At 70.3% G+C, this 18,687-nt stretch carries 16 protein-coding genes; 9 read left to right on the top strand and 7 right to left on the bottom strand.

The genetic code is table 11. The annotated features are described in order from the left end of the window. The first annotated feature begins 9 nt into the window (after positions 1-9). The 7 genes from HYQ63_RS29955 to HYQ63_RS29925 all read left to right on the top strand — a co-directional run bounded on the left by HYQ63_RS29955 (position 10) and on the right by HYQ63_RS29925 (position 6,660). Entirely contained in the window at positions 10-423 is a 414-nt protein-coding gene (locus HYQ63_RS29955) for a roadblock/LC7 domain-containing protein (RefSeq protein WP_009714795.1), read from the top strand. Positions 424-518: 95 nt separating this feature from the next. Beyond that, positions 519-929 (top strand): DUF742 domain-containing protein, encoded by a 411-nt coding sequence (locus tag HYQ63_RS29950; RefSeq protein WP_009714792.1) that lies wholly within the window; start codon positions 519-521, stop codon positions 927-929. Then, complete coding sequence (locus HYQ63_RS29945) at positions 910-1,497, top strand: ATP/GTP-binding protein (RefSeq protein WP_179936959.1); 588 nt, start codon at positions 910-912, stop codon at positions 1,495-1,497. The genes HYQ63_RS29950 and HYQ63_RS29945 overlap by 20 nt, the downstream gene beginning before the upstream one ends. Positions 1,498-1,978: 481 nt before the next feature. Further along, positions 1,979-4,915: a nitrate- and nitrite sensing domain-containing protein gene (locus HYQ63_RS29940; RefSeq protein ID WP_257232244.1), complete on the top strand. Its 2,937-nt coding sequence runs from the start codon at positions 1,979-1,981 to the stop codon at positions 4,913-4,915. Positions 4,916-4,925: 10 nt separating this feature from the next. Then, positions 4,926-5,339 (top strand): roadblock/LC7 domain-containing protein, encoded by a 414-nt coding sequence (locus HYQ63_RS29935; protein ID WP_009714795.1) that lies wholly within the window; start codon positions 4,926-4,928, stop codon positions 5,337-5,339. Positions 5,340-5,426: 87 nt separating this feature from the next. Beyond that, positions 5,427-6,101 (top strand): DUF742 domain-containing protein, encoded by a 675-nt coding sequence (locus HYQ63_RS29930; protein WP_179936957.1) that lies wholly within the window; start codon positions 5,427-5,429, stop codon positions 6,099-6,101. Further along, positions 6,082-6,660: an ATP/GTP-binding protein gene (locus HYQ63_RS29925; RefSeq protein WP_078510301.1), complete on the top strand. Its 579-nt coding sequence runs from the start codon at positions 6,082-6,084 to the stop codon at positions 6,658-6,660. The genes HYQ63_RS29930 and HYQ63_RS29925 overlap by 20 nt, the downstream gene beginning before the upstream one ends. A gap of 159 nt (positions 6,661-6,819) precedes the next feature. Here HYQ63_RS29925 and HYQ63_RS29920 read toward each other — a convergent pair whose 3' ends face one another. From HYQ63_RS29920 to HYQ63_RS29910, 3 genes are all read right to left on the bottom strand, one after another. Then, on the bottom strand, positions 6,820-7,062 hold the full coding sequence (locus HYQ63_RS29920) for an acyl-CoA carboxylase subunit epsilon (protein WP_179936956.1): 243 nt from the start codon (positions 7,060-7,062) through the stop codon (positions 6,820-6,822). A 25-nt stretch (positions 7,063-7,087) separates the two neighbouring features. After that, the gene (locus HYQ63_RS29915) at positions 7,088-8,671 is read right to left on the bottom strand and encodes an acyl-CoA carboxylase subunit beta (protein WP_179936955.1); all 1,584 of its coding nucleotides are present in this window, start codon (positions 8,669-8,671) and stop codon (positions 7,088-7,090) included. A gap of 256 nt (positions 8,672-8,927) precedes the next feature. Continuing rightward, positions 8,928-11,330, bottom strand: coding sequence for a polysaccharide lyase 8 family protein (locus tag HYQ63_RS29910; RefSeq protein WP_179936954.1), 2,403 nt, complete (start codon positions 11,328-11,330; stop codon positions 8,928-8,930). A 148-nt stretch (positions 11,331-11,478) separates the two neighbouring features. On the opposite strand from HYQ63_RS29910, the gene HYQ63_RS29905 reads away from it, so the two are divergent. Then, positions 11,479-12,036: a YceI family protein gene (locus HYQ63_RS29905; protein WP_179936953.1), complete on the top strand. Its 558-nt coding sequence runs from the start codon at positions 11,479-11,481 to the stop codon at positions 12,034-12,036. A 105-nt stretch (positions 12,037-12,141) separates the two neighbouring features. On the opposite strand, the gene cimA is transcribed toward HYQ63_RS29905, so the two are convergent. From cimA to HYQ63_RS29890, 3 genes are all read right to left on the bottom strand, one after another. After that, positions 12,142-13,740, bottom strand: coding sequence for a citramalate synthase (gene cimA, locus HYQ63_RS29900; protein ID WP_179936952.1), 1,599 nt, complete (start codon positions 13,738-13,740; stop codon positions 12,142-12,144). A 312-nt stretch (positions 13,741-14,052) separates the two neighbouring features. After that, positions 14,053-15,138, bottom strand: coding sequence for a branched-chain amino acid aminotransferase (locus tag HYQ63_RS29895; protein ID WP_179936951.1), 1,086 nt, complete (start codon positions 15,136-15,138; stop codon positions 14,053-14,055). A gap of 205 nt (positions 15,139-15,343) precedes the next feature. Further along, positions 15,344-16,381, bottom strand: coding sequence for a 3-isopropylmalate dehydrogenase (locus tag HYQ63_RS29890; RefSeq protein WP_179936950.1), 1,038 nt, complete (start codon positions 16,379-16,381; stop codon positions 15,344-15,346). A 129-nt stretch (positions 16,382-16,510) separates the two neighbouring features. Between HYQ63_RS29890 and HYQ63_RS29885 the strand changes: the two genes are divergently transcribed. Next, positions 16,511-18,094, top strand: coding sequence for a metallophosphoesterase family protein (locus tag HYQ63_RS29885; protein ID WP_179936949.1), 1,584 nt, complete (start codon positions 16,511-16,513; stop codon positions 18,092-18,094). A 28-nt stretch (positions 18,095-18,122) separates the two neighbouring features. On the opposite strand, the gene HYQ63_RS44985 is transcribed toward HYQ63_RS29885, so the two are convergent. After that, positions 18,123-18,245: a hypothetical protein gene (locus HYQ63_RS44985; protein ID WP_086015790.1), complete on the bottom strand. Its 123-nt coding sequence runs from the start codon at positions 18,243-18,245 to the stop codon at positions 18,123-18,125. Between the last annotated feature and the right edge of the window lie 442 nt (positions 18,246-18,687).

Here is an 18,687-nt window from a genome sequence, read left to right as displayed (position 1 = left end):
TTGAGCCCGATGAGCCAGGCGGCGCAGAATCTGAACTGGTTGATCACCAATTTCGTGGACAACACCCCCGGGGTGTCCCACACCGTGGTGGTCTCCGCCGACGGACTCCTTCTGGCGATGTCCGAAGGCTTCCCCCGTGACCGAGCCGATCAACTGGCGGCGGTCGCCTCCGGCCTGACCTCGCTCACCGCCGGAGCCTCCCGCATCTTCGAAGGCGGCGCGGTCAACCAGACCGTCGTCGAAATGGAACGAGGCTTCCTCTTCATCATGTCCATCTCCGACGGCTCCTCCCTCGCCGTACTCGCCCACCCGGAGTGCGACATCGGCCTCGTCGGCTACGAGATGGCCCTGCTCGTCGATCGCGCGGGCAACGTCCTCACCCCCGACCTGCGCGCCGAATTGCAAGGCAGCCTGTTGAACTGACCCCCCGACCGCCCGCCCGGCCGTACGGCCGGGCGCCCCCCACCGGCACCGACCGACGGCACACGTCGTCACCTTGTTGTCCGACCGGAGGACCCATGACCCCGCCCCCTGCCTCGACCGGCCCGTACGGCGGCCATCACCACTCGCCGTACGGGGGTGAAGGCGACCAGCCATTGGTGCGTCCCTACGCCATGACCGGAGGCCGGACCCGGCCGCGCTACCAGCTCGCCATCGAGGCGCTGGTCAGCACCACGGCCGACCCCGCGCATCTGGCGGGACTGCTCCCCGAGCACCAGCGCATCTGCCATCTCTGCGGGGAGGTCAAGTCCGTCGCGGAGGTGTCGGCGCTGCTGAACATACCCCTCGGGGTGGCGCGGATTCTGGTGGCCGACCTGGCGGAGGCCGGCATGGTGGCCATCCACCAGCCGGGGGGCAGCTCGGAGACGGGCGGCACGCCGGATGTGACACTGCTCGAAAGGGTGCTCAGTGGACTTCGCAAGCTCTAGCGGCGGCGCCCCGCCGGCCCGCGCGACCACCTCGGCGAAGATCGTGGTGGCGGGCGGCTTCGGCGTGGGCAAGACCACGTTCGTCGGCGCGGTCTCGGAGATCAACCCGCTGCGCACCGAAGCCGTGATGACGTCCGCCTCGGCGGGCATCGACGACCTGAGCCATGTGCAGGACAAGACCACGACGACCGTGGCGATGGACTTCGGCCGCATCACGCTGGACGACGACCTGATCCTGTACCTGTTCGGCACGCCCGGCCAGGACCGGTTCTGGTTCATGTGGGACGACCTGGTCCGCGGCGCCATCGGCGCCGTCGTCCTCGTCGACACCCGCCGACTCGCCGACTGCTTCCCCGCCGTCGACTACTTCGAGAACTCCGGCCTGCCCTTCGTCATCGCCCTCAACGGCTTCGACGGACACCAGCCGTACGCGCCGGAGGAAGTCCGCGAGGCCCTCCAGATCGGCCCGGACACTCCGATCATCACCACCGACGCGCGCCACCGCAGCGAGACCAAGAGCGCCCTCATCACCTTGGTCGAACACGCGCTGATGGCCCGGCTCAAGTAGGGGAAGACCGCCGGAAGTTGTCCGGCAGCTGAGGTACGAGCGGGCTGTGTCCAACGACACGGCCCGCTCTTGCCTTCATAACGTTTCGACAGAGAAAAACATGGCTCGTCGACACGGAGCGCACGTGATCGACTCCGGTGTGCACTCAATTAGTTCGGTATTTGACATGGCTCACCCGTAACGCCCGTTTTATCTCTGGTCTAGACAACAGACTGATCGGTTTGCGTACTGTTTGGAAAGCACCTGCGGGGCGTGCTGGAATTCGCTGAACTGGGCAGTAAGGGCTCAACTGGGAACGGCACGAGATCGGTGCCGACGCCGAGAGGTTGTTGGTCGAGTGAGGCGAAGCACGCCGGACCCCGCGCAAGAAGCGCGAGGGAACTTCACCCCGCCGCCGCGTACACGCACAGCGGCACCGTCCGCAGATGCATCGGATCCGCCCGCCCCCACCGGTGGCCGGATCACCCCGCGGAACTGGGGGGTGCGCACGCGGCTGTACGCCATTTTGCTCATCCCCGTGCTGGTGGCGTTGGTCTTCGGTGGCTTCCAGGTGTCGTCGTCGGTCGCCACCTGGAACGAGGCGCAGGACGCGGAACGCACCGCCAGGCTGGTCCGGGCCGCCGAGTCCTACGCCCACGCGCTGGTCGACGAGCGCGACCGGACCGCGGGACCGCTGCTGACCGGCACCAATGAGGACGTGGTGCGCAAGGTCCGGGCGACGACCGACGCGATGAAGGAGCAGTTCGACCAGGCGGCCGCGGACATGCCGCAGACGGCGACCCTCAAACGCCGCCTCAAGGCGTTCCGCTCGGCCGAACCCCAGCTGGCGGCGCTGCGGCGGAACGCCTACACCGACCGGCTGGGCGCGGTGAAGACCGAAGAGGGATACGTCGGCGTCGAGCACTCACTGATCGAGTTCGCCAACGAACTGGGCCTGGGCACCGGCAACATCACCTCCTACGGCCGCACCGTCTACGCGGTCTCGCTGGCCAAGGGCGCCGAGTCGCTCCAGCGCTCCATCGGTACGCATCTGCTGGTCAAGCCGGGTCCGTCGGCGGCAGACCGCAAGACCCAGCTGACCGCCTTCGGTAGCTATGTCTACCTGGAGGGCATCGCCCTCGGGGAGTTCAACGCCGCGGGCACCCCGGAGGACGTGACCCGGCTGGAGGACACCCTCACCGCGGCCAAGAAGCGGGCGGAGGAACAGAGCGCCGCGGCCAAGCAGAAGGCCGAGGCCGCGGGGAAGACGTACACCGAACCGCCCTCCATGGACCGGATGGTCCAGGCCATTGCCGGTGGGTCGGCACCCGAGGACCTGGCGGACCAGGGCATCACTCCGGACGCGTGGTTCGCGGCGTCCACGGTCAAGTTCGACGCCTACCGCGACGCCGAGCAGAACCTCGTGAACAAGGCCGTGAACGAGGCATCGCAAATCTCCGCGAACGCAAAGCAGGACACGATCGTGAACTCCGCGATCGTGCTCGTCGCGCTGCTCGTGGCGTTCATCGTGGCCGGCCGGATGGCCCGCTCGATGAGCCACAGCATGCTCCAGCTGCGCAACGCCGCCTTCGACGTCGCCGAGCAGCGACTGCCCATGGTGGTCGACCAACTCTCCCGCACCGACCCGGGCCGGGTGAACACGCGGGTCACCCCGATCCCGATCAACACCCGGGACGAACTGGGCGAGGTCGCCCGCGCCTTCGACCAGGTGCACCGCGAGGCGATCCGTCTCGCGGCCGAGCAGGCGATGCTGCGGGGCAACGTCAACGCGATCTTCACGAACCTTTCCAGTCGCAATCAGGGCCTGATCGAGCGACAGCTCACCCTGATCTCCGAACTGGAGAGCCGGGAGGCCGACCCGGACCAGCTGGAGCACCTCTTCCGGCTGGACCACCTGGCCACCCGCATGCGGCGCAACGGCGAGAACCTGCTGATCCTCGCGGGCGAGGAGCCGGGCCGTCGCTGGAACCAGCCGGTGCCCCTGATCGACGTGCTGCGCGCCGCCTCGTCCGAGGTGGAGTCGTACGAGCGGATCGAACTGGCCGGGATCTCCGAGAGCGAGATCCACGGCACGGCGGTGACCGACCTCGTCCACCTGCTCGCCGAGCTGCTGGAGAACGCCACCACCTTCTCCTCGCCGCACACCAAGGTGCGGGTCACCGCGACCCGGCTGCCGGACGGCCGGGTGGTGGTCGAGATCCACGACAAGGGCATCGGCCTGACCGCCGAGGACTTCGCCGACATCAACCACAAGCTGGCCAAGCCGCCGACCGTGGACGCCGCGGTCTCCCAGCGCATGGGCCTGTTCGTGGTCGGCCGCCTCGCGGACCGGCACAACATCCGGGTGCAGCTGCGCCCGGCCGGTGAGCAGGCGGGCACCACCTCGCTGGTGATGCTGCCCGAGGCGATCACCCACGGCGGTGGCGGCGAGGAGCTGCCCCAGGACGAGTTCACGGTCTCCCGGCTCGTCCCGGAGCCGGAGCCGCAGCCCACGTACACCGCCGAGGACGCCGCCCTGTCCTCGCGCACGGCCGCCGAGCTGGGCTTCGACGACTCCTCGTACGCCCAGGAGCAGCTCCAGAGGCAGGAGCAGTTCCAGCGGCAGGAGCAGCCCCCGCGGCAGTACGGCGGGCTCCAGGCCATGCAGCACGAGCAGGAGCCGCGGCACGACCCGGCCGAGTCCGATCTGCTGGCCCAGCCCGGTCCGGCACCGGCCGGTCCCCAGTACCAGGATTCCGCCTTTTCTGAACCGGAAGCGGACTTCACAAGCCAGACAGAGCCGGGACAACAGCCGTACGTCGGCTACAACTCACCTTCCCAGCAGGGAGAGTGGGGCGATTCCGGATCTTTTGAAATGCCCTTCGCGTCGCAGTTCGGGACGCAAACGGAATCGGGACCCGGCGGTCCCGAAGTTTCGCGGGACCGCGTAGAGTTCCACCGTCCGGGCCCCTCTCCGAGTGGCGTCCACTCCATGACCGACGCGGGGCTCCCGCGCCGCGACAAGCAGTGGCAGCCGATCGAGGAGACAGGGGCACAGGCGGCAGTCGGGGAGCCGGCGGCGGCTGCGGCGCCGGAACGGCCGCGGCAGTCCCCGCAGGAGGACGGTAACCGGTGGCAGTCGGAGAACGACCAGCGCTGGCACCGTGCCGAACAGCTCCGCGAGCCGAAGGCCGGCGGGGTCACCTCCTCCGGTCTGCCCCGGAGGGTGCCCAAGGCCAACCTGGTCGAGGGTGCCGCGGAGCCCACCGGACAGGGCGGCCCCCAGGTCTCCCGGGCCCCGGAGGACGTCCGCGGCAGGCTCAGCAACCTGCGCCGCGGCATCCAGCGGGGACGCGATGCGGGATCCGGGATCACCCCGCGTGACCAGCATGACCAACAGGGCTTCGGCCCCGGCAGCACCTACGATCAGGAGCGTTAGTGTGAGCCCGATGAGCCAGGCGGCGCAGAACCTGAACTGGTTGATCACCAATTTCGTGGACAACACCCCCGGGGTGTCCCACACCGTGGTGGTCTCCGCCGACGGACTCCTTCTGGCGATGTCCGAAGGCTTCCCCCGTGACCGAGCCGATCAACTGGCGGCGGTCGCCTCCGGCCTGACCTCGCTCACCGCCGGAGCCTCCCGCATCTTCGAAGGCGGCGCGGTCAACCAGACCGTCGTCGAAATGGAACGAGGCTTCCTCTTCATCATGTCCATCTCCGACGGCTCCTCCCTCGCCGTACTCGCCCACCCGGAGTGCGACATCGGCCTCGTCGGCTACGAGATGGCCCTGCTCGTCGATCGCGCGGGCAACGTCCTCACCCCCGACCTGCGCGCCGAATTGCAAGGCAGTCTTCTCAACTAGCAAACATGGAGTGCGTTTCGCGCCACCGCGCCATAGGGTGCGGTGGCGCGACCGGCCGACAGGCACGTTGGAGTTGGAGGAGGAAACGTGGCAACGCCCCCTAGCGGATATCCGTACGGCCATGGGCAGCCGTCCGAACCGCGCGGAGAAGCCCCGATGAAGCGCTTCAACTTCCCCTCCGCGCCGAGCCGCCAGGCACGCTCCCCCTACCCGGGCGAACAGTCCTGGGATTACCCCGGCGAGCAGCCCCAGGAGCCGATGCCCCCGCAGCCCCTGAACCCACAGGGCCAGCAGGACCTCTACGCGCCCTCCTACGCGCCTCCCGAGAGTCCGATGTACGAACCACCGCAGCCACCCCGCATCCAGCCCGTACAGCCGCCTCAGCGCCTCGCACCGGAACCTTCCCCCACGGGAGGCGCGCATAACCCCCTGGTGCGCCCGTACGCCATGACCGGGGGCCGTACCCGGCCCCGGTACCAGCTCGCCATCGAGGCACTGGTACACACCACGGCCGATCCCACCCAGCTCCAGGGCCAGCTGCCCGAGCACCAGCGGATCTGCCAACTGTGCCGCGAGATCAAGTCGGTCGCCGAGATCTCCGCACTGCTCACCATCCCCCTCGGCGTCGCCCGGATCCTCGTAGCCGACCTGGCCGAGGCCGGGCTCGTCGCCATTCACCAGCCCGGCGGCGACGAGTCCGCCGGCGGCCAGCCTGACGTGACACTGCTCGAAAGGGTGCTCAGTGGACTTCGCAAGCTCTAGCGGTGCAGCCCGCTCCACCACCTCCGCGAAGATCGTGGTGGCGGGCGGCTTCGGCGTGGGCAAGACCACGTTCGTCGGCGCGGTCTCGGAGATCAACCCGCTGCGCACCGAAGCCGTGATGACGTCCGCCTCGGCGGGCATCGACGATCTCACCCACGCGCCGGACAAGACCACCACCACGGTGGCCATGGACTTCGGCCGCATCACGCTCGACCAGGACCTGATCCTGTACCTGTTCGGCACCCCCGGCCAGGACCGGTTCTGGTTCATGTGGGACGACCTGGTCCGCGGCGCCATCGGCGCCGTCGTCCTCGTCGACACCCGCCGACTCGCCGACTGCTTCCCCGCCGTCGACTACTTCGAGAACTCCGGCCTGCCCTTCGTCATCGCCCTCAACGGCTTCGACGGACACCAGCCGTACAGTCCCGAAGAGGTCCGCGAGGCCCTCCAGATCGGCCCGGACGCGCCGATCATCATCACGGACGCGCGCCACCGCAGCGAGGCCAAGAGCGCGCTGATCACGCTGGTCGAGCACGCGCTGATGGCCCGGCTGCGTTAGCCGCGCCCGGTTCCGGCCGGCGCGTTAGCCGCGCCCGGTTCCGGCGGGCCCCGGCCCGCCGGAACCAGCCGGAACGCGCCGGTACCCACCGGTATCGGATACGGAAAATCCCCCGCCCTCCATCGGAGAGCGGGGGATTTCGCGTGTGCCGTGCGGGCGTCAGCCCTGCCAGCTGTGCGGGGCGCTGAACGCCGGGCGGCGCTCCAGCCGGCGCCAGCGCGCGGCGCTGGGGCGCGGGCGGGCCGCGGCGCCGTCACGGGAATGACCGGCGGTGGCGGCCGCGCGGGCGAGCAGCACGGCGGTGACCGCGGCCAGCTCCTCGGCGTCGGCGTGGCCCTTCTCGACCCGGACCAGGGTGGCCGCCGCGGAGGCGGTGTCGGCGATGTCGGTGGGCGTGCTCACGGTGTCTTCGTCTCCCTCGTGGGCGTTACTGCGGCGGGTTGCCGTGCTTGCGGGACGGCAGGTCGGCGTGCTTGTCGCGCAGCATCGCCAGGGACCGGATCAGGACCTCACGGGTTTCGGACGGGTCGATGACGTCGTCCACCAGGCCCCGCTCGGCCGCGTAGTAGGGGTGCATCAGCTCGGACTTGTACTCCTTGACCATGCGCGCGCGCATGGCCTCGGGGTCGTCCGCGTCGGCGATCTGACGGCGGAAGATCACGTTGGCGGCGCCCTCGGCGCCCATCACCGCGATCTCGTTGGTCGGCCAGGCGTAGGTCAGGTCGGCGCCGATGGACTGGGAGTCCATGACGATGTACGCGCCGCCGTACGCCTTGCGCAGGATGACCGAGATCCGCGGCACGGTCGCGTTGCAGTACGCGTACAGCATCTTGGCGCCGTGCCGGATGATCCCGCCGTGCTCCTGGTCGACGCCGGGCAGGAAGCCGGGCACGTCGAGGAAGGTGATCAGCGGGATGTTGAACGCGTCGCACATCTGGATGAAGCGCGCGGACTTCTCCGACGCCTCGATGTCCAGCACCCCGGCCAGCGACTGCGGCTGGTTGGCGATGATGCCCACGACCTGGCCGTCGAGCCGGGTCAGCGCGCAGATGATGTTGGTCGCCCAGCGCTCGTGGACCTCCAGGTACTCGCCGTCGTCGACGATCTCCTCGATGACCTTGCGCATGTCGTACGGGCGGTTGCCGTCGGCCGGGACGAGGTCGAGCAGCGACTCGCCGCGCCGGTCGACCGGGTCGTCGGCCTCGGCGACCGGCGGGTTCTCCCGGTTGTTCTGCGGCAGGAGCGAGAGGAGGTAGCGCACCTCCTCCAGGCAGGTCTCCTCGTCGTCGTACGCGAAGTGGCACACGCCCGAGGTCTCGGCGTGCACGTCCGCGCCGCCCAGACCGTTCTGGGTGACCTTCTCCCCGGTCACCGCCTGGACCACATCGGGTCCGGTGATGAACATCTGGGACGTCTCGCGGACCATGAACACGAAGTCCGTGAGCGCCGGGGAGTACGCGGCGCCACCGGCGCACGGGCCGAGCATCACGCTGATCTGCGGGATGACGCCGGACGCCTTGGTGTTGCGCTGGAAGATGCCGCCGTAGCCCGCGAGCGCCGAGACGCCCTCCTGGATGCGGGCCCCGGCGCCGTCGTTGAGGGACACCAGCGGCGCCCCGGCCGAGATGGCCATGTCCATGATTTTGTGGATCTTGGTGGCGTGGGCCTCGCCCAGCGCCCCGCCGAAGATCCGGAAGTCGTGTGCGTAAACGAACACCGTCCGCCCGTGGACGGTCCCCCAGCCGGTGACGACCCCGTCGGTGTAGGGCTTCTTCGCCTCGAGCCCGAATCCGGTCGCGCGGTGCCGCCGCAGCGGCTCCACCTCGTTGAAGGACCCCTCGTCCAGCAGGAGATCGATCCGCTCGCGAGCCGTCAGCTTGCCCTTGGCCTTCTGGGCCTCGGTCGCCCGCTCGCTCGGGCCGCGCCGAGCCTGCTCGCGGATCGCGTGCAGCTCGGCGACGCGCCCGCGGACGTCACTCGCCTCTACGGGCGCACCTTCGAGATTGGTCATGGAACGACGGTACGTTCCCCGACCCCCGGAAACGCATGTCAATTCCATACAACGTCGGGCCCGTTTTCGTGGGCAGGCGGAACAGAACTGGACAGCGGATTTCCCCTTACCCGGGACCCGCAAGGGTGAGGAGCCCTGTCGGCACCCCACAATCTTGTGGGCGACACCCCGTAACCGGTGGGCTTTACCACCCGGATGGTCGGCAGCCGGGCGGATGCCAGGCGCCGGGAGCCCGGCATGATCGGCAAGACATCCCCTAGCGCAGCGCGACCTCGCAGCGGTGGGTGGCGCAGGCCGTGCCGGGGGTGATGCGCAGCCGCAGGGCACCGCCGGTGGCCAGCACCTCGACCGCGGCGTCGTGGGCCGTCACGGCGCGCACCGGATGCGCCCAGAGGACGTCGAACGGCTCCCCGGTCCGGAGCGGCTCGGCGATCGCGAGGTGTGCGGTGTGCCGTCCGGTACGGCGCAGCAGCACGCTCGCCGGGGCGCCCGCGGTCAGCGGACCGGCCGTGCCCGGGGCCCAGAAGTTGGCCGCCGTGACGCCGAGCGACGGGATGGCGATGGCCTGCCGGGCGCGGGAGTTGGCGAGCACGGTCAGCCAGCGGCGGTCGGCGGCGCGGGCGGCGAGGGCGGCCGGGCCCGCGCCGGGCATCAGGAGGTAGGCGTAACCCCCGCCCTCGGGGTCGGTGCCGTGGTCGTGCCAGAGGGTGAGGTAGCGGCGGGTGAGGGGGTCCGGGGAGCCGCCGGTGTTGATGTCCCGCCAGGAGCCGGTGCGGGCCTCGCGCCGGGTGTGCAGGGCGGCGCCGCCGGGGAAGACATAGCCGCCGTGCCCGGCGAGATGGGCCCAGCGCGCCCGGCGGAACGTGCGGGTCCGCTCCGGTGCGGCGGGCTGGGGGACGCCGTCGACGGTGAGGGTGGGGGTGGGGGTGCCGTCGGCGCCGAGGTTGCGGTTGTCGACGACGGTGACGACGGGGGCGCCGTCGCGGGCGGTGATGTCCGCGCCGAGGCAGACGACCGCGTCGGCCACGCAGAACCAGGACTTCTTGGCGCGCAGGGTGGAGCCGAGCCCGCGTAGGTCCTGGCCGATGGCGGCGAACTCGCCGTCGGTGGTGCCGCCGACCCAGCGTGCGGCGGGTTTGGGTTCGCCCCAGCCGCCGCCCTCGTTGTCGGCGAGCGGCCGGGCGGAGGCGGTGGTTCCGGGCAGCCGGTAGGGGTCGACGGTGGGCCAGAAGGCGTCCGTGTACTGGGTCGCGGTGCCCTCACCGGCCCACCAGGAGAGCATTCCGGCGCCGGTGTGCCAGCCGCGCGGGTGCTCGCCGTTGCCGTTCTCGTAGTACGCGATCCGGTCCGAGGCCATGGCCAGGGCGGCGGTCCAGCCGGGGCGCCGGTGCACGGCCCGGTCCATGGCCGGGAACAGCGTGTGGCCCACGGGCTCGGGCAGTGCCGGGCCGGGCCCCTTGGCCACGGCCGCCAGCCGCGCCAGGTCCGCGACGCCGAACTGCGGGTCGGTCAGCACGGGGTTGCTGGTGTCGCGTGCGATCCAGCCCCTGACCATGCCGTTCCAGCGCTCCCGCGCGGCGGCGTCCGCGCCCGCGCCGAGCAGGGCGATGGCCGCGAGGAACAGATGGCCGCGCTGATGGTCGCTCTGCACGATCCCTCGCGGGTCGTTGACCTGGACGCCGCGGCTGACGGCCCGGCCGGAGACGGCGTCCATCATCAGCCCGTCGTGCAGCAGCGGGGCGTACGCGTGCTCCACGCTGTCCAGGATGATCCGCCGGTTCGGGTCGGTGACCTCCCACTCCGACCCGGCCAGCAGGGCGAAGAGCCGGCCGAGGCCGTCGAGCAGGACGTAGCCGTAGGTGCCGGAGTAGGCGACCCAGGTGTGCTGGATGAACGATCCGTCGGCGTAGAGCCCGTCGCCCTTCGTCACATACGGGAAGACGGGCGAGAGCGCGTCCCGGGCGAGCGCGACCTTGGCGGGCGCCGCGCCGAGGATGCCGCGCAGGGCCACGACGCGGCACAGGTCGACGCGGTTGGCGCCGGTGCTGGTGCCGGTGTAGTCGCCGAGCATGGTGTCGGGGACGAAGTGGTCGACGGCGGCCAGACAGCGTTCCCGCCGCTCGTCGCCGAGCCGGTCGTACAGGACCGCGAGGATGTCCAGGAGCAGCCGGGGGCTGCCGATCTGCCACTCCCACCAGTTGCCGTAGCGGGTGGTGGCGGGGTTGTAGACGGTGGCGTCGAGGTGGTCGATGCCGCGGGCGACGTCGTCAGCGAGACCGGGGTCGCCGGTGAGGCCGGTGCCGGGCTGGGCGTACGCCTGGGCCATGGTGGTCAGCCGCTGGTAGCTCTGGGTGATGCCCGCGGGCGGGTCGAAGGGCTGGTCGGGCCAGAGCGAGGCGGCGGCGGGCGCCATGCTCGTCCGGAACCGGGTGGCCAGGCGGCCGGTCTCGGCGAGGCGGGCGGCGTACGGCTCGGCGGCGGGGTCGTAGCCGGTGCCGAGCGTGAGGTCGGTCCAGCGGCGCCGCAGGGCGGCGAAGTCCGGCGCGGCGGCGTGAGCGGCGCGCACGGGCGGCGCGGCGAGGGCCGGGGATAACGCTCCGGTGGCTGCCGCGGCCAGGAAGCCTCGCCGGGACCAGGGTCTGAGCGGGCGCGGTGGCATGGGACCTCCAGCGGGGACGGACGGGCGGTGGGGTGATGCCCGGGTTCTCCGTCTTCCATACGCCATGGATGTTGAGGTTTGAACCGAAGAGGTCTATTCTCACCCTTGTTCAAGATTGAACAAAAAAGTACGTGTCCAAGGAGGAGCCATGGGGGATCTCACCGCACTGACCGGGGACTACACCGTCGATCCCGCGCACAGCAGCATCGGCTTCACGGTGCGGCATGCCATGGTCACCAACGTCCGCGGGGCCTTCCCCGAACATGAGGGGACCCTCCATCTGGACGGCGCCGACCCGTCCCGTTCGACCGCCTCGATCGACGTCACGATCGCCAGCGTCGACACCGGCAAGACGGACCGCGACGCCCATCTGCGCAGCGCCGACTTCTTCGACGCCGAGACCTACCCGCTGATGACCTTCCGCAGTACCGCCGCGGAGCGGGTCGACGAAGACCATTACCGGATCACCGGCGACCTGACCATCAGGGACGTCACCCGCCCGATCACCATCGACCTCGAATTCAACGGCTCGGCCACCGACGCGTTCGGCAACGAGCGCGTCGGCTTCGAGGGCCGCGCCGAGCTGCTGCGCTCCGACTGGGGCCTGACCTGGAACGCCGCACTGGAGACCGGCGGGGTGATGGTCAGCGACAAGGCCAAGCTGACCTTCGACATCTCCGCGATCAAGAACACCGCACAGGGCTGAATCCGCCTCTCAGGGCTCGGTTCACCCCCGCACACTCCGCGACCCCGGCAGGGCCACACCCCTTGAAAACTTCTGTCGGGGCCGCGGAATCTCGCGTACCGGCGGCTACTCCTGCGGCTCCACTCCGGCCCGCAGCAGCCCGTACGCGTACGCGTCGTCCAGCGCCTGCCAGGAGGCGGCGATCACGTTCTCGGCGACGCCGACCGTGGACCACTCCCCCTTGCCGTCCGCGGTGGAGACGAGCACCCGGGTCGTGGAGTCCGTACCGTGCTTGCCCTCCAGGATCCGGACCTTGTAGTCCACCAGCTCCATCGAGGCGAGCTGCGGGTAGATCCGCTCCAGGCCCACGCGCAGCGCCCGGTCGAGCGCGTTGACCGGGCCGTTGCCCTCCGCCGTGGCGACGATGCGCTCGCCCTTGGCCCACAGCTTCACGGTCGCCTCGTTGGCGTGGGTGCCGTCCGGGCGGTCCTCGACGATCGCGCGCCAGGACTCGACCCGGAAGAAGCGGCGTGCCCGGCCCTCGGCCTCCGCGCGCAGCAGCAGCTCGAACGAGGCGTCGGCGGCCTCGTACGTGTAGCCCGCCAGCTCGCGCTCCTTGACCCGCTCGACCACCCGCTGCACCAGCGCCCGGTCGCCGCCGAGGTCGATGCCCAGCTCCTTGCCCTTCAGCTCGATCGAGGCGCGGCCCGCCATGTCGGAGACCAGCATGCGCATCGTGTTGCCGACCCGCTCGGGGTCGATGTGCTGGTACAGATCCGGGTCGACCTTGATCGCGGAGGCGTGCAGCCCGGCCTTGTGGGCGAAGGCGGAGACACCCACATAGGGCTGGTGGGTCGACGGCGTCAGGTTGACGACCTCGGCGATCGCGTGCGAGATCCGGGTCATCTCCTCCATCGCGCCGGGCGGCAGCACCCGGCGGCCGTACTTCAGCTCCAGGGCGGCGACGACCGGGAACAGGTTGGCGTTGCCGACCCGCTCGCCGTAGCCGTTGGCGGTGCACTGGACGTGGGTGGCGCCCGCGTCGACCGCGGCCAGGCTGTTGGCGACCGCGCAGCCGGTGTCGTCCTGGGCGTGGATGCCCAGGCGGGCGCCGGTGTCGGCGAGGACGGTGCGGACCACGGCGTCGACCTGGCCCGGGAGCATGCCGCCGTTGGTGTCGCAGAGGATCACCACGTCGGCGCCCGCCTCGTGCGCGGTGGCGACGACCCGCTTGGCGTAGTCGGCGTTGGCGCGGTAGCCGTCGAAGAAGTGCTCGCAGTCGAGGAACACCCGGCGGCCCTGGGACCGCAGGTACGCGACGGTGTCGCGGACCATCGCCAGGTTCTCCTCCAGCGTGGTGCGCAGGGCCAGCTCCACATGGCGGTCGTGGGACTTGGCCACCAGGGTGATCACCGGGGCGCCAGAGTCGAGCAGCGCCTTGACCTGCGGGTCGTCCGAGGCGCTGACGCCCGCCTTGCGGGTGGCGCCGAACGCGACGAGCTGGGCGTGCTTGAAGTCGATCTCCGCCTGGGCACGGGCGAAGAACTCCGTGTCCCGCGGGTTGGCGCCCGGCCAGCCCCCCTCGATGAAGCCCACGCCGAAGTCGTCCAGGTGACGGGCGATGGTGAGCTTGTCGGCGACCGTCAGGTTGATGCCCTCGCGCTGCGCGCCGTCGCGCAGCGTGGTGTCGAAGACGTGGAAGCTGTCGTCGGGCCGATCCTTCATGGTGGTCTGGCTCCTGTCGGATGGATCTGGGGCTACCGGAATAACCGGTTCCGCGCCCTCCCATGGTCCCGCACGCTCCGCATCCGGTGGGATGGTCCGGAAAACGAAAAGACCCCTCGCGGGTGCGAGAGGTCTGCGCGCGGGTCTGGGGCACGGTGGTCGCGTCGTACCGGGTCGTACGGGGCGATCACTGCGGACCGGCGCGCCTGCTGCCAATAATCATGGCGAACGAGAGCACGGAGGCAGTCAAGCACAATTCTGCCCCCGTGCTCCCATCCGTCTCAGGATGCGGGCTTTCCGCCCTTAAAAGGCTCAGCCCACGCGGTGCAGCCAGCCGTGGGGGTCGGGGGCGGCGCCGGTCTGGATGTCCAGCAGCGCCTTGCGCAGCTTCGTCGTGACCTCGCCGGGCTGCCCGTCGGCCACCGTCCAGCTCGCGCGGGCGGACTTGACCGAGCCGACCGGGGTGATCACGGCCGCGGTGCCGCAGGCGAAGACCTCGGTCAGGCTGCCGTCCTCGTTCCCCGCGCGCCAGTCGTCGACCGAGATCCGGCCCTCGGCCACCTCGTAGCCGAGGTCGGCGGCGATCCGCAGCAGCGAGGCGCGGGTGATGCCGGGCAGCAGCGCCCCGGACAGCTCCGGGGTGACGATGCGGTTCCCGTACACGAAGTACAGGTTCATGCCGCCCATTTCCTCGATCCAGCGGCGCTCGATGGCGTCCAGCCAGACCACCTGGTCGCAGCCCTGCTCGGCGGCCTGCGCCTGGGCCACCAGCGAGGCGGCGTAGTTGCCGCCCGCCTTGGCGGTGCCGGTGCCGCCGGGGGCCGCCCGCACGTACTCCTCGGACAGCCAGACGGAGACCGGGTGCACGCCGCGGGGGAAGTAGGCGCCCGCCGGGGAGGCGATCACGACGAACAGGTACTCGTTGGCGGGCCGGACGCCCAGACCCACCTCGGTCGCGATCATGAACGGCCGCAGGTACAGGGACTCCTCACCGCTGCCCGGCACCCACGCCCGGTCCTGGATGACCAGGGCGTCGCAGGCCGCGAGGAACAGGTCGACCGGCAGCTCCGGCATCGCCATGCGGCGGGCGGAGGCCCGGAAGCGCTCGGCGTTCTGCTCGGGGCGGAAGGTGGCCACGGTCCCGTCGGGCTGGCGGTACGCCTTGAGCCCTTCGAAGATCGTCTGCGCGTAGTGCAGCGTCATGTTCGCCGGGTCGAGCGACAGCGGCGCATAGGGCACGAGCTGGGCCTCGTGCCAGCCGCGGCCCTCCGTCCACTTGATCGTCACCATGTGGTCGGTGAAGTGGCGGCCGAATCCGGGGTTGGCCAGAATCTCCTCCCGCTCCGCGTCGGAGAGCGGGTGCGAGGAGGGCTTGAGCTCGATCGAGGGCGTCGTCATTCGTGGTAGTCCTTCACTTCCGTTGTGGCGGACCGCGCTCACACCATCCTGCCCGTGATCGGTACTAGGACGTCCAAGCTTCCCTGCACACGGCGGCCCCACGAGCGATTATCGCCGACGTGGGGCCGTCAGTTACGGATGCGTGCGAAAGTGCGCGGCCCAAGGTCGATGGTCGCACCCAGCCGCGCACTGGCACAGGCTGGGGTCAGCCGGATACTCGGGTGGCGAGCGCGTCGCCGATCTCGTCGGTGGTCCGCGCCGCGTCCCGCTCGGTGAGGTCCTCGGCGACGGCGGCCTCGATGCGGGCCGCCTCGTCCGCGTAGCCGAGGTGCTGGAGGAGCAGGGCCACCGACAGGATGGTCGCGGTCGGGTCGGCCTTGCCGGTGCCCGCGATGTCCGGCGCGGAGCCGTGGACCGGCTCGAACATCGACGGGAAGGCGCCGGAGGGGTTGATGTTGCCGCTCGCGGCGAGCCCGATGCCGCCGGTGACGGCGGCGGCGAGGTCGGTGAGGATGTCACCGAAGAGGTTGTCGGTCACGATCACGTCGAACCGCTCGGGCTGGGTGACGAAGAAGATCGTCGCGGCGTCGACGTGCAGGTAGTCCGTGGTGACGTCGGGGTACTCGGCGCCGACCTTGTCGAAGATGTTCTTCCACAGGTGACCGGCGTGCACCAGGACGTTGTTCTTGTGCACGAGCGTCAGCTTCTTGCGCGGGCGGCTGTTGGCGCGCTCGTACGCATCCCGGACGACGCGCTCGACGCCGTACGCGGTGTTCAGGCTGACCTCGGTGGCGACCTCGGCCGGGGTACCGGTCCGCAGCGAGCCGCCGTTCCCCACGTACGGGCCCTCGGTGCCCTCCCGGACGACGACGAAGTCGATGTCGGGGCGCCCGGCCAGCGGGGTCGTGGTGTTCGGGAAGAGCTTCGACGGACGCAGGTTGACGTAGTGGTCGAAGGCGAAGCGCAGCTTGAGCAGCAGCCCGCGCTCCAGCACCCCGGACGGGACCGACGGGTCGCCGATCGCGCCCAGCAGGATCGCGTCGTGGTCCTTCAGCGACTCCAGCTCGGCGTCCGTCAGGGTCTCGCCGGTGGCGTGCCAGCGCCGGGCGCCGAGGTCGTAACTCTTGGTCTCCAGCTTCACGTCCTGGGGAAGGGCGGCGCCGAGGACCTTGAGGCCCTGGGCCACGACTTCCTGGCCGATACCGTCACCGGGGATCACTGCGAGGCGAATGCTGCGAGACATACCAGGACCCTACTCCTCGTCCCATCACATGACATCGGTCGTCCGCCATACGGACAGATCGTCCATCGGTCAGGCCGCGTTCACCCGGAGTACGGCGTGAAGTCGCCCGCGCGGGGGAGATTCCGGCTCATGCATACACCACGGTTCGGCATTCCGGAGCCACTAGCGAGCCGGATGACCATGGCGGAGCAGCACGAGTACCTGCGCGACGCCCTCCCCCGCCGACGGGTGCTGCGCGGGGGCGCCGCGACGGCCGGGGCGGCCGCGGTGGCGCTGGGCGGCGCGGGCTGCGCCCCCGCCGTCAAGCCCGACCCGGCGCCCGCCGCGGCCCCCCGCTCCAAGACGCCGAATGTCAGCGGCGCCCAAGTGGCCCCCTTCGGCCGCCACCTTGCTCTCGGCGCCGACCCGACGACGCAGATGCGGGTCTCCTGGCAGGTGCCGTTCGCGGTGAAGCGGCCGTATCTGCGGATCGGGCTGCGGCCGACGGATCTGACCCGGAAGGTCGAGGCCGAGGTCCGCCATCTGCACACGCCCTCGCTCGGCGACAAGCTGCCCGCGGTCGACCAGTACTACCTGCACGCCGCGGTGGACGGGCTGCGCCCCGGTGTCACGTACTACTACGGCGTCGGCCACGAGGGCTACGACCCCGCCGACCCGCGTCACTTCTCCTCGCTGGGCACGTTCAGCACCGCGCCCAAGCGGCCGGAGAAGTTCGTCTTCACCGCCTTCGGCGACCAGGGGGTGAGCTATGAGGCGCTCGCGAACGACCAGTTGATCCTGGGTCAGGATCCGTCGTTCCACCTGCACGCCGGGGACATCTGCTACGCGGACACCACCGGCCACGGCAAGAAGTCCGACCTGTACGACGCCCGGGTCTGGGACTCCTTCCTCGCCCAGACCGACTCGGTCGCGGCGAGCGTGCCGTGGATGGTGACGACCGGGAACCACGACATGGAGGCGTGGTACTCCCCCGACGGCTACGGCGGGCAGCTGGCCCGCTGGTCCCTGCCGGACAACGGGCCCGACCCCCGCAAGGCGCCCGGCGTCTACTCCTTCACCTACGGGAACGTGGGCGTCGTCGCGCTGGACGCCAATGACGTCAGTTACGAGATCCCCGCCAACAAGGGCTACACGGGCGGCGACCAGACCCGCTGGCTGGACCGCCGCCTGGGAGAGCTGCGCAAGCGGTCCGGCATCGACTTCCTGGTGGTCTTCTTCCACCACTGCGCGTTCTCCACGACCAGCTCGCACGCCTCGGACGGCGGGGTGCGCGACGCCTGGGTGCCGATCTTCGAGAAGCACGATGTGGACCTGGTCATCAACGGCCACAACCACGTCTACGAGCGCACCGATGCCATCCGCGGCGGCAAGGTGGCCAAGAGGGTGCCGATCGGCGAGCACGTGAACCCCGCGCGGGACGGGATCGTGTACGTCACGGCGGGCGGCGCCGGGGCGGACCTGTACGAGTTCCCGGTCCCCGACAGCTACGAGGGGCACGTCAAGGACCTCGACGAGGTGGAGAGCTACCACTGGACGAAGGACGGCGAGAAGAACAAGGACACCGTGGAGTGGTCACGGGTCCGCTACACCGGCTTCTCGTTCCTCGCGGTGGAGGTCGATCCGGGGCCGGTTCCGCGCATGATGGTCACGGCGCTGGCGGAGTCCGGTGAGCGGGTGGACCGCTTCGACATCACCCGGCCCCGGGGGATGTGAGAAGCGGCCCGGAAAGCCGCCCCGCGGCTCAGTGACCGGTGGAGCCGCCGTTGTCGCGGCGGTCGAGCGCGCGCTGGAGCGCGGCGGCGGCGTTCCGCCGGTCGGTGTCGTCGTTCTTGCGGCGGACCCTGCGGATGGTCTGCTCGGCCATGGTTCACGTCTCCTCTGCTGAACCCCGGCGCACGGCCGGGAGGAATCCCCGAGAAGGTGGCTGCCGTAAAGGGGCGGGGGCCTGGGTGCGGCAGGGGTCACCTGCGCGGTTGCACCGGGCCGCTTCCGCCGTCGCTCGATGGAGCGGGACGTTCGGCTTCCACAAAAGTAAGGGAGCGGAGCGTCAGTGTCTGCACAATTAGTCGGACGTCCTACTATCTGAGACGCGGGCAGGGCGGAGCCGGCCGTCGGCGGCTTCACGGGTGGGACGTCGCAAGCGTGGTGATGATCGAGGCCGACCCCCGTCCGACCTCGATCACCTTGACCGCAGCCATCGCTTCGTGGATGATCACTTGCCTGGTTACCCACGTAAACTGCGGTAAATAACGCTGACTTGAATGCAAGACGCTAGCACCGGCATGCCCTGGGCGTCCACAGCTTTA

It is taken from the genome of Streptomyces sp. Rer75 (genome assembly GCF_013414305.1).
Lineage (GTDB): Bacteria > Actinomycetota > Actinomycetes > Streptomycetales > Streptomycetaceae > Streptomyces > Streptomyces himastatinicus.
This window is presented reverse-complemented; position numbering and strand designations above follow the sequence as displayed.